The sequence below is a fragment of the Pseudomonas sp. QL9 genome, from assembly GCF_041409665.1.
GTDB classification, from domain to species: domain Bacteria; phylum Pseudomonadota; class Gammaproteobacteria; order Pseudomonadales; family Pseudomonadaceae; genus Pseudomonas; species Pseudomonas knackmussii.
Genome location: NZ_CP166971.1, coordinates 221,015 through 236,738 on the forward strand (window position 1 = coordinate 221,015; position 15,724 = coordinate 236,738).

Genomic DNA, 15,724 nt, shown 5'->3' on the forward strand with positions numbered 1-15,724 from the left:
GTTGGCGATGACCCCGGCACGCCGGCAAGGCAGGGCGCGCCGGGCGAGAGTGGTCAGATGGGGCGCGCGGTGACCTCCAGCATCTGCTTGACCAGGCCGATGCGGTCGAAGGCGGGGTCGCGCTGCATTTCCTTCTCGCCGGCCAGCAGGGACTTCTCGGCGATGAACTTGCAGCGCTCGAAGCGCCGTGCCATGAAGCGCTGCAGCTGCTCGGCGAGGCTTCCGCCGGCGGTCAGCTCCTCGGCCAGGACCACGGCGTCCTCGATGGCCATGCCGGCGCCCTGCCCCAGGTGCGGGGTGGTGGCGTGGGCGGCGTCGCCGATCAGCAGCACCCGGCCGCGATACCAGGGCTCGTCGACGAACACCGCTTCGAGCGGCTTGTAGACGACTTCGGCACTGTCGGTGATCTGCTCGCGCAGCTCGCCGATCAGCCCGCCGAAGCCGGCCAGGCGCTGGCGCAGTCCTTCGGCCAGGCCGGCCGGGTCCATCCAGGGATTGCCCGGCTCGTGGGAGGTGGTGAAGAGGTACATGAGGTCGTCGGCCAGCGGCACCAGGCCGGCGTTGCCGGACGGTCCCTGGTAGTTGGCCAGGTGGTCGATCTGCGCCACGCGCTTGAAGTTGTGGCGCCACACCGACTGGCCGGTGAAGCGCGGCTGGTACTTGTCGCCGAACAGCAGGCCACGGACTTTCGAGAACAGCCCGTCGGCGCCGACCACCAGGTCATAGCGCCCCTGGCTGCCGTCGCTGAACAGCACGTCCACGCCGCCAGCGTCCTGCTCGAAGCTTTCCACCGACGTCCCCAGGCGCACCTGGGTGCCCAGCTCGATGGCGGTTTCGCTGAGCACCTTGTGCAGGGCACGGCGCGAGATACCGACGTTGGCCGGGTAGTCCGGGCCGGCCAGGCGCTGTCCGGGAATGCGCGCCAGGGGCTGGCCGTCGGTGGTGTAGATGGCCACGTCCTCGAAGGCGTAGGCGGCATCGAGGTAGGCGTCGAGCAGGCCCAGGCGGTGCATCTCGCGGACCACGTTGCTCTGCTGGATGATGCCCACGCCATAGACGGTCCATTCGGTCTTCAGCTCGACCAGCTCGACCGCGATTCCCTTGCGGCGCAGGGCGATGGCGGCGCACAGCCCGCCAATGCCACCGCCGACGATCAGCACGTTGCTCACAGTGTTCATGGCATCTCTCACGTCTTGTTCTTGTTGTCCGCTCCGCTGTGCGGGCGGCCGTTTCCTGTGCCTGGGCACAGCTTCCCGGCGGCGCCGGGATTTGACTAATCGAGTCCTCGGATGCGACCTATCGCGCCGCGCGATACCTCAGGGCGCCAGTTGCGCCAGCGGCACTAGCAGCCAGCCGTCCTCCACCCGGTACTCCAGCGCCCGCAGCGACTCGCCCAGGCACGGGCCGTAGACGCACAGCCCGCTGTCGGGGAGGAACTCGGCGCCGTGGGCGTAGCAGCGGATGCGCTGGCCATCGACCGAGAGGAAGCGGTCCTTGCGGTACTCCATGCGCACGTCCAGGTGCGGACAGCTGTTGCGGTAGAGCCGCAGCTGCCCCTGGTGACGCAGGGCGAACAGGCTGTCGCGCCCGCGTCCCTGCGGGTCGAATCCACGCGCCTGGCCCTCTTCCACATCCTCGGCACGGCACAGCGCCGCGCACTCGTCCATGGCTCAGCCCTGCTTCGGCGGCGGGCCGCCCGGCGCCCACTTCTCGCGCGAGGTGAAGAGGAAGAGTTGCGAGTTGTCCGCCGACATCGGCGCCTGGCGCGCGGCCCAGGCGTCGTCGTGCTTGTCCATGTCGGCGTCGTACTCGATGTGGCAGCCCAGCGGGCTGTTGAAGTACCAGAACCAGTTGGAGCCCAGCAGGTGGCGGCCGGGGCCCCAGAAGCTGGTCCAGCCCTTCTGCTCGAAGCGCCGCCCGGCCAGCAGCACTTCGGTGCCGCTGCCCATGTGGAAGGTGAAGTGCTCGCAGCCCTGCATGTGCGGCGGGGTCTGGATCATGAACAGGCAGTGGTGGTCGTCCATGCCGGCGGTGCGCATGAAGGGGCCGACACCGATGAAGCTGTCGGTGGTGACGAAGCCCAGGCGATCGCGATAGAAGGCCTCGCCCTTGGCGGCATCGGGCACGAAGTACACGACGTGGGACAGGGTGCGCGGCACGGCCGGCATGTCAGGGGTGATGCCCAGCTGGTTGAGCGGGCGCTGCGGCGCGCTGCCGGGGGCGTTGGTCAGGTCGGCTGGCGCGCTGAACGCGCGGCGGCAGCTGACCTGGAAGGCGATGGCGAAGCCCAAGTCGTCGACGCTGTGCAGCACGCCCTCGGCGTCGCGGCGAACTTCGCGGTCGCGGCCCAGTTCGTCGGCGATGGCGTCGAGGTCGTCGGAGGCGGCCACGCCGTAGACGGTCTCGCGCAGCGACGGGGTCTGGCCGAGCGCTTTCGGCAGGCTCGGATCGTCGCCACGGCGGATGACGATGGCGGTGCCGTCGAGCGCTTCGAAGCGCCCGCCGTTCTCGTCGAGTTGCACGGCCGTTAGGCCGTAGTCGCGCAGGCAATCGGCACAGGCCTGGATATCGTCGACGCCGAAGACCAGGGCATCGAGGCCAAGGATGTTCATGGCTACCACTCCATTGAAATTATGCTTGGGCGCCGTGGGACGGCTGCCGGTGGTGAGTCACTGCAGCGCGGGGCTGCTCGACTGGGGCGCAGAGTGGAGCGGGGAAAGTTCGCTGACTAATCGCGAGTGGGGATGCGAGGCATCGGCAATCGCGATACCTGGCGGCGCAGGCACTACGCCGGGCGATTGCCGCCCACTGGCGTGGCGATGGGGTTGACGTATCGGGAGTGCGGCAGGAAGGTATCGCGAAAATAACTACAACAAGCCTGAGCCATCGCCATGCGCTTCCACCACCTGGATTTGAATCTGCTGGTGGCGCTGGATGTGCTGCTCGAAGAGCAGAACATCACCCGCGCCGCCGAACGCCTGCACATGACCCAATCGGCCACCAGCGGCGTGCTGGGCCGCCTGCGCACCTTCTTCGAGGACGAGCTGCTGGTGCAGGTCGGGCGCAAGATGCAGCCCACTCCCTACGCCCTCGAACTGGCCAAGCCGGTGCGCGAGGTGCTGCTGACGATTCGCTCGTCGATCACCGCCAAGCCGGTGTTCGACCCGGCCAGCAGCAAGCGCCACTTCCGCCTGATCACTTCCGACTACCTGATCAGCGTGCTCTTCGCCCAGGTGATCCAGCGCATCCACCAGGAGGCGCCGCACATCACCTTCGAGATGCTCAGCCCCGGCGACAACAGCGCCGAGCTGCTGATGCGCGGCGAGATCGACCTGATGATCGTGCCCGAGCGCTACATCATCGAAGGCCACCCGGCGCAGTTGCTGTTCGAGGAGGAACACGTCTGCGTGGTCTGGCGCGACAACGCCCTGGTCGGCGACAGCCTCACCCTGGAGCAGTACATGCAGATGGGCCACATCTCGGTGGGCTTCGGGCGCAACCGGCACCTGAGCATCGAGGACTGGTTCATGAGCCAGTACGGCTTCAACCGCCGCCTTGAAGTGATCACCAACGACTTCAACACCCTGCCCCAGCTGCTGGTCGGCACCCAGCGCGTGGCCACCATGCACCGCCGCCTCGCCGAGCTCTACGCCCAGTACCTGCCGCTGCGCATGTTGCCGCCGCCGGTGCAGATCCCGGTGATGCGCGAATACATGCTCTGGCACCGCAGCATGGAAGGCGACCCCATGCACCGCTGGCTGCGCGAGCGCATCAGCGCCTTCATCCAGCGCCTGGACCGCCCGGCGGAAGCCGCCGAGCCGGCAGCGGCCATGGCCTGAAGCCTGTGCGCGCGACGTTGCACCGCGCGCATTTCGTGGGCTCAGGCCACTTCTTCGAACGGCAGGCCGACGTAGTTCTCGGCGATGCAGGTGCGCCCGGCCTCGGACTCCAGGTAATAGGCCAGCTCGGTGTCGAGCATCTTGCGGGTGAAGGCGTCGCTGTCGGGGAAGCGGTGCAGCATGCTGGTCATCCACCAGGAGAAGCGCTCGGCCTTCCAGATGCGCCGCAAGGCCAGTTCGGAGTAGCGCTCCAGCAGGTCGATGCGCCCCTCGCCATACACCTTCACAAGAATCCGGTAGAGGCTGTTCACGTCGCTGGCCGCGAGGTTCAGGCCCTTGGCGCCGGTGGGCGGGACTATGTGCCCGGCGTCGCCGACCAGGAAGAGCCGGCCGTATTGCAGCGGCTCGACCACGAAGCTGCGCAGCGGCGCGATGCTCTTCTCCAGCGACGGGCCGGTGACCAGGCGCGCGGCGGCGTCTTCGGGCAGGCGGCGCTTGAGTTCGTCCCAGAAGCGTTCGTCGGACCAGTCCTCGACCTTCTCGTCCAGACCGACCTGCAGGTAGTAACGGCTGCGGGTGTTCGAACGCATGCTGCTGAGGCTGAAGCCGCGCTCGCTGCTGGCGTAGATCAGCTCGTGGTTGACCGGCGGGGTGTCGCTGAGCAGGCCGAGCCAGCCGAACGGGTAGACGCGCTCGTAGGTCTTCAGCGTCTCGGCGGGGATGCTCTGCCGCGACACGCCGTGGAAGCCGTCGCAGCCGGCGATGTAGTCGCAATCCAGGCGCACCTGCTCGCCGTCCTTGCTGAAGGTGACGTAGGGCTTCTCGCCCTTCACTTCGTGCAACTGCACATCGCTCGCTTCATAGACGCTGAGGCCGCCGCTGGCCTGGCGCGCCTGCATGAGGTCGCGGGTGACTTCGGTCTGGCCGTAGACCATCACCGTCTTGCCGCCACTGTGGCGCTTGAGGTCGATGCGCTCGCGGCGGCCATCGAGCACCAGCTCGAAGCCATCGTGAACCAGCCCTTCGGCGTCCATGCGCTGGTGGGCGCCGGCCTCGCGCATGAGGTCCACGGTGCCCTGTTCGAGCACCCCGGCGCGGATGCGGCCGAGCACGTAGTCGGGGGTCTGGCGTTCGAGGATGACGTTGTCGATACCGGCGCGCTGCAGCAGCTGGCCGAGGAGCAGGCCGGACGGACCGGCGCCGATGATGGCGACCTGGGTTTTCATTGTTGTTGTCCTCATTGTCGCGCGCCGGGGCTTTATCGAAGGCACGCCCGTGGCGACGCTGTTGTTGTTTGGATCCTGCATTTTTGGTGGATGAATCGCGCCACAGAAGGCAATATCCAACAGATTGCATGGACTTTTCGTGGATAGCCTCGGCGCCCTATAGATGCACAAGACGTCCGCTCCGAATCCGGTTCCGGTGTTCCAGCTGTACGGCGAGACCCACGCCTGGCCGACGCCTGACCCCATCCATTGCGAATCGATTCCCTCGCGCAGCAGCCTGTACGACTGGGAAATCCGCCCGCATCGCCACGCCGACCTGGTGCAACTGCTGTATGTGCGCAGCGGCGAGGCCGAACTGGAGGTCGAAGGCGTCGTCACCCATGTGCGCGAGGCGACGTTGCAGGTCTCCCCGCCCCTGTCCGTGCATGGTTTCCGCTTCACCGCGCAGATCGACGGCTACGTGCTGAGCCTGGCCCAGCCCTTCGCCGAGGAATTGGCGCGCCTGCTCGACAGCCCGGTGCTGGAGGAGTCGCAGTGCTATGCGGCGGGCGAGGACGAGCGCTACCTGAGCACCCTCTTCGAATCCATCGACCGCGAATACGCGCGCCACGAACCGGGCCGCGAGCTGATGCTGCGCTCGCTGGTGAGTGCCCTGCTCGTCTGGCTCAGCCGCCGCCACCTGCAAGCCAGCCATGCCGCCGGCCCAGCGCTGGATCGCGGCCGCGAGCACCTGCAGGCGTTCCGCCGGCTGGTCGAGGCGCACTTCCGCGAACATCTGCCGATCGAGCGCTACGCCCAGCGCCTGGGCATCAGCACGGCGCACCTGAACGCCCTGAGCCGGCGCCTGGCCGGGGTTTCGGCGTTGCAGCTGATCAACCAGCGCCTGCTGCTGGAGGCCAAGCGCAACCTGGTCTACACCGGCATGACCGTGCAGGAGGTCTCCGACCAGCTGGGCTTCTCCGAGCCCGCCTACTTCTCGCGCTTCTTCAAGCGCGGCACCGGGCAATCGCCCAAGGCCTTCCGGGAAAACCGATGAACATCGACTCACGCATCAAGTTCCGCCACCTGCAGTGCTTCCTCGAGGTGGCCCGCCAGGGCAGCCTGGCGCGCGCCGCCGACCGCCTGGCGGTGAGTCAGCCGGCGGTATCCAAGACGCTCAAGGAACTGGAAGAAGTGCTCGCCGCGCAGCTGTTCGAACGCGGCAAGGGCGGCGCCGTGCTGACCGAGGCCGGCATGGCCTTCCTGCGCTACGCCGGGCCCTGCGTGCAGGCCCTGCGCGAGGGCGTGGAAAGCCTGCGCGGCGGCGAGTACCAGGCCAGCAGCGCGCGCCTGGGCGTGCTCTCGACCGTCGAGGGCGCCTTCCTCCCGGAGGTGGTGCGGCGCCTGCACGAACGCCATTCGGCGCTGGTGGTCAGCGTGGTCACCGGGCCCAGCGCGCACCTGCTCTCGCAGCTGCGCGTCGGCGAGCTGGACCTGGTGGTCGGGCGCATGACCGACAGCCCGCAGATCCAGGGCCTGACCTTCGAGCACCTGTACAACGAACCCCTGACCCTGGTGGTGCGTGCCGGCCATCCGCTGCTCGGCCAGCCGTTCGACACTGCCGCTCTGGAAGACTTCCCGATGGTGCTGCCGACCGCCGGCACCACCATCCGCAAGCGCATCGACAGCCTCTTCGTCGAGCACGGCCTGCGCCTGCCGCAGCGGCGCCTGGAAACGCTGTCGCTGAGCCTGAGCCGGCGCTACGTCGATGACAGCGACGCGGTCTGGGTGGCACCGACCGACGCGGTGCGCGCCGCCCTGGGCAAGGGCGAGCTGGCCGAACTGGCGCCGCAGATGCAGGAATCCGGCGGCTCGGTGGGCATCTGCAGTAACGCCTCGCTGCCGCTCTCCCTCGGTGCGCACTGGTGCCAGGAGGTGCTGCGCGAGGTGGGTCAGGCGTACCGCGAAGGCGCTTATCCATAACCAATTGGTTATGGATCTAAGGCTCCTTTTCAATTTTCAGACACACGGAGCTGACAGAAACTGCGGCGACTGCCTGATATCTCTTACAGGTTCCTATAACTCCAACAACAGGAGACCGCCATGTCCGAAGTGGACAGCAGCCGTTTCGTCATCCGTGACCGCAACTGGCATCCCAAAGCCCTCACGCCCGACTACAAGACCTCCATCGCCCGCTCGCCGCGGCAGGCGCTGGTGAGCATCCCGCAGTCGATCTCGGAAACCACCGGTCCGGACTTCTCGCACCTGAAGTTCGGCGAGCATGACAACGACCTGCTGCTCAACTTCAACACCGGCGCCCTGCCCATCGGCGAACGCATCCTGGTCCACGGCCGCGTCGTCGACCAGTACGGCAAGCCGGTGCCCAACACCCTGGTGGAAATGTGGCAAGCCAACGCCGGCGGCCGCTATCGCCACAAGAACGACCGCTACCTGGCGCCGCTGGACCCGAACTTCGGCGGGGTCGGCCGCGCGCTGACCGACAGCGAAGGCCGCTACGTCTTCCGCACCATCAAGCCCGGCCCCTACCCCTGGCGCAACGGCCCGAACGACTGGCGCCCGGCGCACATCCACTTCTCCATCAGCGGCCCGTCGATCGCCACCCGGCTGATTACCCAGCTGTACTTCGAGGGCGACCCGCTGATCCCGATGTGCCCGATCGTCAAGTCGATCGCCAACCCCGAAGCCGTGCAGAGCCTGATCGCGCGCCTGGACATGGGCATGGCCAATCCCATGGACTGCCTGGCCTACCGCTTCGACATCGTCCTGCGCGGCCAGCGCCAGACCCACTTCGAAAACCGCTGAGGAGGTTCGTCATGCCCGTTCAACTGCTCCCCGAAACCCCCTCGCAGACCGCCGGCCCGTACGTGCACATCGGCCTGGCCCTGGCCGCCGCCGGCAACCCGAGCCGCGACCTGGAAATCTGGAACGAAATGGCCAAGCCCAACGCCCCCGGCGAACACATCCTGCTGATCGGCCATGTCTACGACGGCAACGGCCACCTGGTCCGCGACTCCTTCCTGGAGTTCTGGCAGGCCGACCACGAAGGCCAGTACGACAGCTACTACGACCTGGAAAAGCCCTTCAACGGCTTCGGCCGCACCGCCACCACCTTCGACGCCGGCGAATGGACGCTGAAGACCATCAAGCCCGGCGTGGCGAAGAACGCCGCCGGCCAGGACCAGGCGCCGCACATCAACGTGTCGCTGTTCGCCCGTGGCATCAACATCCACCTGCAGACCCGCCTGTACTTCGACGACGAGGCCACGGCCAACGCCAAGGACCCGGTGCTCAACCTGATCGAGCAGCCGCCGCGCCGCGAGACCCTGGTGGCCAAGCGCTGCGAAGTGAACGGCCAACTGGCCTATCGTTTCGACATCCGCATCCAGGGTGAAGGCGAAACCGTGTTCTTCGACTTCTGAGCCCGCCCCCGGAGGGTCCATGAGCACACCGAGCAACCGACTGTTCGACGCCTACTTCACCCAGCCGGCCATGCGCGAGCTGTTCTGCGACCGCGCGCGCCTGCAGGGCATGCTCGACTTCGAGGCCGGCCTGGCTCGCGCCGAGGCCCGCGTCGGGGTAATCCCGGCCAGCGCCGTGGCGCCCATCGAGGCCGCCTGCCGCGCCGAGTTGTACGACTTCGACGCCCTCGCCACGGCCATCTGCAGCGCCGGCAACTCGGCCATCCCGATGGCCAAGGCGCTGGGTCGCCAGGTCGCCGCGAACGACGCCGAGGCCGAGCGCTACGTGCACTTCGGCGCCACCAGCCAGGACGCCATGGACAGTGGCCTGGTGCTGCAACTGCGCGCCGCCGTCGGCCTGCTGGAAGACGACCTCGCACGCCTCGCCACGGCCCTGGCCGAACAAGCCTGGCTGCACGCGGCCACGCCCATGGCCGGGCGCACCTGGCTGCAGCACGCCACGCCGGTCACCCTCGGCATGAAGATCGCCGGCTGGCTGGGGGCGATCACCCGCCACCGGCAGCGCCTGGCCGAACTCAAGCCGCGCCTGCTGAGCCTGCAGTTCGGCGGCGCCTCCGGCAGCCTCGCGGCGCTGGGCGACGACGGTTTCGCCGTGGCCGAAGCGTTGGCCGAGGAACTGCGCCTGCAACTGCCCGACCAGCCCTGGCACACCCAGCGCGACCGCCTCGTCGAGTTCGCCGCCTGGCTCGGCCTGGTGGCCGGCAGCCTGGGCAAGCTCGGCCGCGACCTCAGCCTGCTGATGCAGACCGAGGCCGGCGAAGTCTTCGAACCCTCCGCGCCCGGCAAGGGCGGCTCCTCGACCATGCCGCACAAGCGCAATCCGGTGGCCGCCGCCGTATTGATCGGCGCAGCCACCCGCGCGCCAGGCCTGGTCGCCACGATGCTTGGTGCCATGCCCCAGGAACACGAGCGCAGCCTCGGCCTGTGGCACGCCGAATGGGAGAGCCTGCCGGAGCTCTGCTGCCTGGTTTCCGGCGCATTGCAGCAGGCGCTGCTGGTCGTGCCGGGCCTGGAAGTGGACGCCGAACGCATGGCCCGCAACCTCGACCTGACCCGCGGCCTGGTGCTCGCCGAGGCAGTAAGCATCGCCCTCGCCCACCGCATCGGCCGCGACGCCGCGCATCACCTGGTCGAGCAATGCTGCCGCCAGGCGGTCGCCGAAAGCGCGCACCTGCGCCAGGTGCTGGGCGGCAACGCCGAGGTCCGCGCGCAATTGAGCGAAGCCGAACTCGACCGACTGCTGGACCCGGCGCATTACCTCGGCCAGTGCCGCCGCTGGGTCGAACGCGCCCTGGAAGACCACGCGCGCCTCGGCTGAGGCGCATCCCTTTTATCGTCGCCGGTCCACGCCCCGGCGGCGCTTTTTCAAGAGAGAAGCCAATGGACGAGAAAGAACGCTACGAAGCCGGCATGCAGGTCCGCCGCGCCGTGCTGGGCGATGCCCACGTCGACCGCAGCCTGCAGAACCGCACCGCCTTCAACGAAGAATTCCAGGAAATGATCACCCGCCACGCCTGGGGCGATATCTGGACCCGCCCCGGCCTGCCGCGCCACACCCGCAGCCTGATCACCATCGCAATGCTCATCGGCATGAACCGCGAGGGCGAGCTGAAGCTGCACCTGCGCGCCGCGCGCAACAACGGTGTGAGCCGCGAGGAGATCAAGGAAGTGCTGCTGCAGAGCGCCATCTACTGCGGCATCCCGGCGGCCAATGCGACCTTCCACCTGGCCGAGGAAGTCTGGAACGAGCTGGGCACCGAGTCCCTGGAAGGCTGAACCCGCCACCCTCCCCGCACACGGGCGCCGCCCGGCGTCCGTGTCTTCGCGCTGCCTGCGCGTCCCTGCATCGCGATTCGCGATACCTCGCATCCCCACTCACGATTGGCCAAGCTTCTTCGCGCTCCCTAACGTGCTGAGCAACCGCGCCCCCTTGCCTGTGCAGTTCCATCGGGCGCCGCAGTCACGCACGGAAAAGGACAAGAAGAAATGTTCCGCTACTTCCCCACCAACTACGTCTGGAACCTCTCGGTCGACCTCGCCATCGAGATGGGCGCCCGCCTGGGCGAGATCGAGGAAATGTGTGCGCCCCTGCAGGAGGCCGCCAAGCAGCCCGACGCCGCCGGCACCCAGGCCTTCCGCGAAACCTGGTCGAAGATGGCCGACAAGCTCTGCGGCCTGGCCGAGGAAGACGAAGCCGCCGGCCGCCTGTTCTCGGCCGGCGAGAAGTACAACCGCGCCGCCACCTACTACCTCACCTGCGAGCGCCTGCAAGCCCACGGCGCGCCGGGTCGCGAAGCCCTGTACCAGCGCTTCCTCGACACCTTCGCGCGCGGCATCGCGCTGTCGAAGGAGAACTGCGAGCGCGTCGAGATTCCCTACGAGGGCAAGCACCTCTCCGGCCTCTACGTGCGCGCCGAAGGCGTCGAAGGCCCGGCGCCGATCCTGGTGCAGGTCAACGGCCTGGATTCGACCAAGGAAATGAAATACCGCGTCGGCCTGCCCGCCTGGCTGGCGAAGCGCGGCGTGTCCTCGCTGATCATCGACCAGCCCGGCACCGGCGAAGCCCTGCGCCTGCACGGCCTGACCGCGCGCTACGACAGCGAGCACTGGGCCAGCCGCGTGGTCGACTGGCTGGAGACCCGTGCCGAAATCGACGCCAAGCGCATCGGCCTGGAAGGCGTATCCCTCGGCGGCTACTACTGCCCGCGCGCAGTGGCCTTCGAGCCACGCTTCGCCTGCGGCGTGGTCTGGGGCGCGAACCACGACTGGCGCGACGTACAGAAGCGCCGCCTGGAAAAGGAAGGCAACTTCCCGGTGCCGCACTACTGGGCCCACGTGCAATGGGTATGGGGCGCGAAGGACATGGACGAATTCATGACCATCGCCGAACAGGTCCACCTCGACGGCGTGCTCGACCGCATCAAGGTGCCCTTCCTGGTGACCCACGGCGAGAAGGATTCGCAGATCCCCCTCAAGTGGGCCCACCGCACCTACGAGCAACTGGTGAACAGCCCGAAACGCGAACTTAAGATCTTCACCGACCGCGAAGGCGGTGTGCAGCACTCCAGCTTCGACAACAGCATCAACGCCGGCCAGTACATAGCCGACTGGGTAGCCGAAACCCTCGGCGGCCGCATCGCCTGACGCTCAAGGCGCCGAGTCACGCCGGCGCCTGCTCCAGCGGGGTTGTGGCCCCGCCCTCACGGCGACGGATGCTGAGGTCCGTCGCCGTTTTCTTGTTTGCCAAATGCCGCCTCGGCATTGCGTAGGAGCGAGGGGGACGCCTAGCTCTTGCTCGCGAACCTGGGCCCGCGCCGATCCGCCCCCTCGTCTTCCCCGCGAACGCGGGGACCCAAGGACGTCCTGTTCGGTGTATCGCGCCGCTTCGGCGTGATCGGATGTTTCTTGTTTCGCCCCCTCGGGCGACCCACTTTGTCAAACGACACAAAGTGGGCAAAAGTCTTGCCCCGACATACGGGTCCGGCGGAGCCGGACTTCCCTCGCACATCCCCACGCACCTGGAGGCCCGCCCCGACAGCACGTCCCTGTACTGGTCGGGGCTTTTGCGACATCCATGTCGCGCAACCTCCTCTGCGTGGGCTTTGCTCGGCCTTCTGTAAGGGGCGGTCCGGAGTGCGCGGGTGTTTCGCTGGAAGTCCCATTTTTCGTAGGAGCGAGCTTGCTCGCGAACCGATTCGGCACGCGGCCGTTCGCGCGCAAGCTCGCTCCTACAGGATGACGTCGAACCCTCCGCCCACGCCGAACAGCCCCTCTCCCGCTTGCGGGAGAGGGTTGGGGACAGGGGCTCTGGCTCGGCTACGCCGGCGAGCGGGTGCCGTGGAAGGAAGCGATGCGCCAGCCGTTCTCCTCCTTCACCCACAGCTGCGTGGCAAAGCCCTCGGCGCGCACCGGTTCGCCGCCGCCGCGCTTCTGCAGCAGGTTGCACTGCGGGCCGCTCATCAGCGCCAGGCCGTCGCCGAACAGGCGCACTTGCAGTTCGCCGCGTTCCACCGCCAGGTAGCGCACGGCGTTGCAGGCGTACTCCAGGTATTGCGCCTTGTCCTGCACCAGGCCGGTGGTGTGGACGTACAGCAGGTCGTCGGCGAACAGGGTGTCGAGGCGGGCGTGGTCTTCTTCCACCAGGGCGCGCTGGCGTTCCTGTTCCAGGGCCAGCAGTTGGTCGCGGATATCACTCATTGGGCATTCCTCTTGGGTTGATAGGCGCGCGCATCCTCGCCTCGCGCCGGGCACCCGGAAAAATCGCCATTGGCCATGCCAGGCATCGCCACTCCCGATACTCGCGGCTCTTACCCCAGCGCTCAGTCGCAGCCCACGAAGCGCGCGGCTTGCGCGAGGTATCGACGCCATCGATGGCCGCGCATCGACAGCATCTGTTGGTCAGCCGCCGCGCCCCACCCCTAGCCTGCCGGCACAACAAGAACCGAGGAGATACCGCCCATGGGCGCCCTGCACCTGCACTGCTCCACCCTGTTCGACGGCACCGGCCTGGAGGCTCGCCGCGAGCAGACGCTGATCATCGAGAACGGCCTGGTTCGCCACGTCGGCCCCACTTCCCAGGCGCCACGCCCACAACCGGGCGACCTCGAGGTGCGCGGCGAGTTCGTCATGCCCGGACTGATCGACGTGCACACCCACCTGGCCTTCGGCAACGCGCAGAGCGAGGAAGACATCGATATCTGGACCAGCGACGAATTCCGCGCCCTGCGCGGGCTGTTCTTCGCCCAGCACGTGCTCGCCGCCGGGGTCACTTCGATGGTATGCCCGGGCGACAGCGGCCAGCTCAGCATCGCCGTGCGCAACAGCGTCAACGCCGGGCTCTTCGAGGGGCCGCGTATCGCCGCCAGCAGCCGGGTGATCACCAACCGGCAAAGCCTCAACGACTGGTTCCCCAGCCGCGTCGGCGCGCCGGAATACTTCACTGCCGCGCTGGTCACCAGCCGCACCGAGGCCATCGCCGAGATCCGCAAGCAGGCCAAGGACGGTGTCGACCTGATCAAGATCGCCATGGACGGCACCCACCGCCGGCCCAACGGCGAGATCATCGCCGCCTTCACCGCCGACGAGACCCGCGAGATGGTCGAGGAAGCCCATCGCCTGGGCTGCAGGGTCGCCACCCACGCCTATGGCCGCGAGGCGGTGATGTACGCGGCGAAGGCCGGGGTCGACCTGGTCTTCCATGCCTTCTACATGGACGACGCCTGCATCGAGGCGCTGCTGGAGGCCGGCAGCGTGCTCGCGCCGACCATGACCTTCCCGCAGAACACCGTGGACTTCTGCCAACCCCACGACCCGGCCATTTCGACGGGTTACGCCGGCTACTGCGCGCGCACCCTGGAGCTGGGCACGCCGGTGCTCAAGCGCGCCAAGGCCGCCGGCATCCCCTTCGCCTGCGGCAGCGACAGCGGCTTCGCCGTCACCCCCTACGGCGAATGGCACGCCCGCGAGCTGGAGCTGCTGGTGACGCGCCTGGGCTTCACGCCCGCCGAAGCGCTGTAAGCCGCGACCAACGTCGGCGCCCGCTTGATGCCGCGCGGCGAAACCCTGGGCAGCCTCGAACCCGGCAAGCAGGCCGACCTGCTGATCCTCGACGCCTCGCCACTGGACGACATCCGCGTACTCCAGGACCGCGCGCGTCTGCAGGCCGTGTACAAGGCCGGCCAGCCGGTGCGCCTGGAACGCACGGCGTACAACCCCAAGCAGGTGTCGGACTTCAACTCGCTGAAGTGGACCGACCTCTACACCCGCGACCGCGTCGCCCAACTCGGCAAATGGAGCCTCTGAGCATGACCGCCCTCCTCGACTTCGAACGCGCCGCGCAGTTGGCCGCTTCCACATTGCGCCATGCGCGCGAATTGGGTGTGCGCCCATTGGCGGCTGCCGTACTGGACGCCGCCGGCCACCCGCTGGCAATGCTGCGCGACGAGCAGGCCAGCTTCCTGCGCCCGCAAATCGCCACCGGCAAGGCCCGCGGCTGCCTGGGCATGGGCTTCGGCGGCCGCGAGCTGGCGCGCCGGGCCCAGGCGATGCCGGTGTTCTTCGATGCGATCAACAGCCTGACCGGCGGCGAGGTAATCCCGGTGCCTGGCGGCATCCTGCTGCGTGATGCGGAGGGTCGGTTGCTCGGTGCCATCGGCGTGAGTGGCGACACCTCGGACAACGACGAGCGCTGCGCCCTGCTGGCGATTGAAGAGATTGGCCTGCACGCCGACACCGGCGACGCTCAGGGCTGATCCAGCGCCCCGGCCTGGCTGACCATCAGCTCGCGCAGCCAGGCCAGGGCCGGCTCCAAGTCGCGCTGCGGGTGCCACTGCAACACCTGCGGCGCCGCCGGAAAGGCCAGCGGCGCCGGCAACACACGCAGCGGATAGCGCCGCGCGAGCGCCTCGGCCTGGCGGCGGAACAGCGTGGCGACGCGCGGAGTACCGACGATGAATTCCGCCATCAGGGAAAAGCTCTGCACGGCCACCGCGACACGCCGCGCGATGCCCAGTTCATGCAGGTGCAGCGCGTCCATGGCGAGGTTCTGGCCATCGGCGAACTCGCGCAGCACATGGTCGGCGGCGCAGTAGCCGGCCAAGTCGATGCCGTCGCGATACGCCGGATGTTCGGCGCAGACGATGCAGCACAGTTCGTCGCTGAGCAGCACCTGCTGCGGATAACGCGGGTTGACCCGGCGCTGCGGCACTATCACCAGGTCGCTGCGGCGGTATTCCAGGGCCTCGCTGACCACGTCGCCGTCGCGCGGCAGCGGCAGGTCTCGCACCGAAAGGCTCGCCCCCGGCGCCAGGCGCGCGAGTTCGCGGCTGACGGAGGGTAGCAGCACGGCGGCGATGTAGTCGGAGGCGACCAGGGTGAAGCGACGGTCGCAGCCGGCCGGCTCGAAGCGCACCGAGGCATCGACGATCTCGCCGGTCAGCGTCAGCGCCGCGCGCACCTTGGGCGCGAGCCCGCGCGCCAGGGCGCTGGGTTCCAGGCGGCGGCCGACGGGAATCAAAAGCGGGTCGTTGAAATGCTCGCGCAGGCGCGCCAGCGCGGCACTGGTGGCGGACTGGCCGAGGTTGAGGCGCTCGGCCGCGCGACTGACGTTGCATTCGTCGAGCAGCGCGTCGAGGGCCACCAGCAGGTTGAGGTCGAGACGGCGATAGCGCATGGGCGCCTT

15 protein-coding genes and 1 pseudogene are annotated in these 15,724 nt (G+C 68.1%); 10 read left to right on the forward strand and 6 right to left on the reverse strand.

Annotation, left to right across the window (positions count from 1 at the left end; genetic code table 11):
• Nucleotides 1-53: 53 nt before the first annotated feature.
• The 3 genes from ACA097_RS01075 to ACA097_RS01085 all read right to left on the reverse strand — a co-directional run bounded on the left by ACA097_RS01075 (nt 54) and on the right by ACA097_RS01085 (nt 2,612).
• A complete protein-coding gene (locus tag ACA097_RS01075) occupies nt 54-1,178 on the reverse strand; it encodes an FAD-dependent oxidoreductase (RefSeq protein WP_371367913.1) in 1,125 nt (374 codons plus the stop codon).
• A 138-nt stretch (nt 1,179-1,316) separates the two neighbouring features.
• Nucleotides 1,317-1,667 (reverse strand): Rieske 2Fe-2S domain-containing protein, encoded by a 351-nt coding sequence (locus tag ACA097_RS01080; protein ID WP_043251907.1) that lies wholly within the window; start codon nt 1,665-1,667, stop codon nt 1,317-1,319.
• A 3-nt stretch (nt 1,668-1,670) separates the two neighbouring features.
• On the reverse strand, nt 1,671-2,612 hold the full coding sequence (locus ACA097_RS01085) for a VOC family protein (RefSeq protein ID WP_371367916.1): 942 nt from the start codon (nt 2,610-2,612) through the stop codon (nt 1,671-1,673).
• A gap of 279 nt (nt 2,613-2,891) precedes the next feature.
• On the opposite strand from ACA097_RS01085, the gene ACA097_RS01090 reads away from it, so the two are divergent.
• The gene (locus tag ACA097_RS01090; protein WP_371367918.1) at nt 2,892-3,839 is read left to right on the forward strand and encodes a LysR family transcriptional regulator; all 948 of its coding nucleotides are present in this window, start codon (nt 2,892-2,894) and stop codon (nt 3,837-3,839) included.
• 41 nt (nt 3,840-3,880) lie between these two features.
• On the opposite strand, the gene pobA is transcribed toward ACA097_RS01090, so the two are convergent.
• Complete coding sequence (gene pobA, locus ACA097_RS01095) at nt 3,881-5,065, reverse strand: 4-hydroxybenzoate 3-monooxygenase (RefSeq protein ID WP_371367920.1); 1,185 nt, start codon at nt 5,063-5,065, stop codon at nt 3,881-3,883.
• A gap of 163 nt (nt 5,066-5,228) precedes the next feature.
• On the opposite strand from pobA, the gene ACA097_RS01100 reads away from it, so the two are divergent.
• The 7 genes from ACA097_RS01100 (at nt 5,229) to ACA097_RS01130 (ending at nt 11,688) form a co-directional block, all read left to right on the forward strand.
• Nucleotides 5,229-6,101 (forward strand): helix-turn-helix domain-containing protein, encoded by an 873-nt coding sequence (locus tag ACA097_RS01100; RefSeq protein ID WP_371367922.1) that lies wholly within the window; start codon nt 5,229-5,231, stop codon nt 6,099-6,101.
• On the forward strand, nt 6,098-7,027 hold the full coding sequence (pcaQ, locus tag ACA097_RS01105) for a pca operon transcription factor PcaQ (RefSeq protein ID WP_160286871.1): 930 nt from the start codon (nt 6,098-6,100) through the stop codon (nt 7,025-7,027). The genes ACA097_RS01100 and pcaQ overlap by 4 nt, the downstream gene beginning before the upstream one ends.
• A 120-nt stretch (nt 7,028-7,147) precedes the next feature.
• Nucleotides 7,148-7,867, forward strand: coding sequence for a protocatechuate 3,4-dioxygenase subunit beta (gene pcaH, locus ACA097_RS01110; RefSeq protein WP_371367924.1), 720 nt, complete (start codon nt 7,148-7,150; stop codon nt 7,865-7,867).
• 11 nt (nt 7,868-7,878) lie between these two features.
• Nucleotides 7,879-8,484 carry a protocatechuate 3,4-dioxygenase subunit alpha gene (gene pcaG, locus ACA097_RS01115; protein WP_371367926.1) on the forward strand — a complete coding sequence of 202 codons (606 nt, stop codon included), beginning with the start codon at nt 7,879-7,881 and terminating at the stop codon, nt 8,482-8,484.
• A 19-nt stretch (nt 8,485-8,503) separates the two neighbouring features.
• Nucleotides 8,504-9,862, forward strand: a complete 1,359-nt coding sequence (locus ACA097_RS01120) for a 3-carboxy-cis,cis-muconate cycloisomerase (protein ID WP_371367928.1) — start codon at nt 8,504-8,506, stop codon at nt 9,860-9,862.
• 62 nt (nt 9,863-9,924) lie between these two features.
• Nucleotides 9,925-10,320 carry a 4-carboxymuconolactone decarboxylase gene (pcaC, locus tag ACA097_RS01125; protein ID WP_043251887.1) on the forward strand — a complete coding sequence of 132 codons (396 nt, stop codon included), beginning with the start codon at nt 9,925-9,927 and terminating at the stop codon, nt 10,318-10,320.
• Between the two features lie 210 nt (nt 10,321-10,530).
• Nucleotides 10,531-11,688, forward strand: coding sequence for an alpha/beta hydrolase family protein (locus tag ACA097_RS01130; RefSeq protein ID WP_371367931.1), 1,158 nt, complete (start codon nt 10,531-10,533; stop codon nt 11,686-11,688).
• A gap of 672 nt (nt 11,689-12,360) precedes the next feature.
• Here ACA097_RS01130 and ACA097_RS01135 read toward each other — a convergent pair.
• Nucleotides 12,361-12,741 carry a nuclear transport factor 2 family protein gene (locus ACA097_RS01135; RefSeq protein ID WP_371367933.1) on the reverse strand — a complete coding sequence of 127 codons (381 nt, stop codon included), beginning with the start codon at nt 12,739-12,741 and terminating at the stop codon, nt 12,361-12,363.
• A gap of 261 nt (nt 12,742-13,002) precedes the next feature.
• Between ACA097_RS01135 and ACA097_RS01140 the strand changes: the two are divergent.
• A pseudogene (locus ACA097_RS01140) lies at nt 13,003-14,346 on the forward strand (amidohydrolase family protein).
• A gap of 2 nt (nt 14,347-14,348) precedes the next feature.
• Nucleotides 14,349-14,795 (forward strand): heme-binding protein, encoded by a 447-nt coding sequence (locus tag ACA097_RS01145; protein ID WP_371367935.1) that lies wholly within the window; start codon nt 14,349-14,351, stop codon nt 14,793-14,795.
• On the opposite strand, the gene ACA097_RS01150 is transcribed toward ACA097_RS01145, so the two are convergent.
• Nucleotides 14,786-15,715, reverse strand: coding sequence for a LysR family transcriptional regulator (locus ACA097_RS01150; RefSeq protein ID WP_371367937.1), 930 nt, complete (start codon nt 15,713-15,715; stop codon nt 14,786-14,788). The two genes, ACA097_RS01145 and ACA097_RS01150, sit on opposite strands and share 10 nt — an antisense overlap.
• Nucleotides 15,716-15,724: the final 9 nt, after the last annotated feature.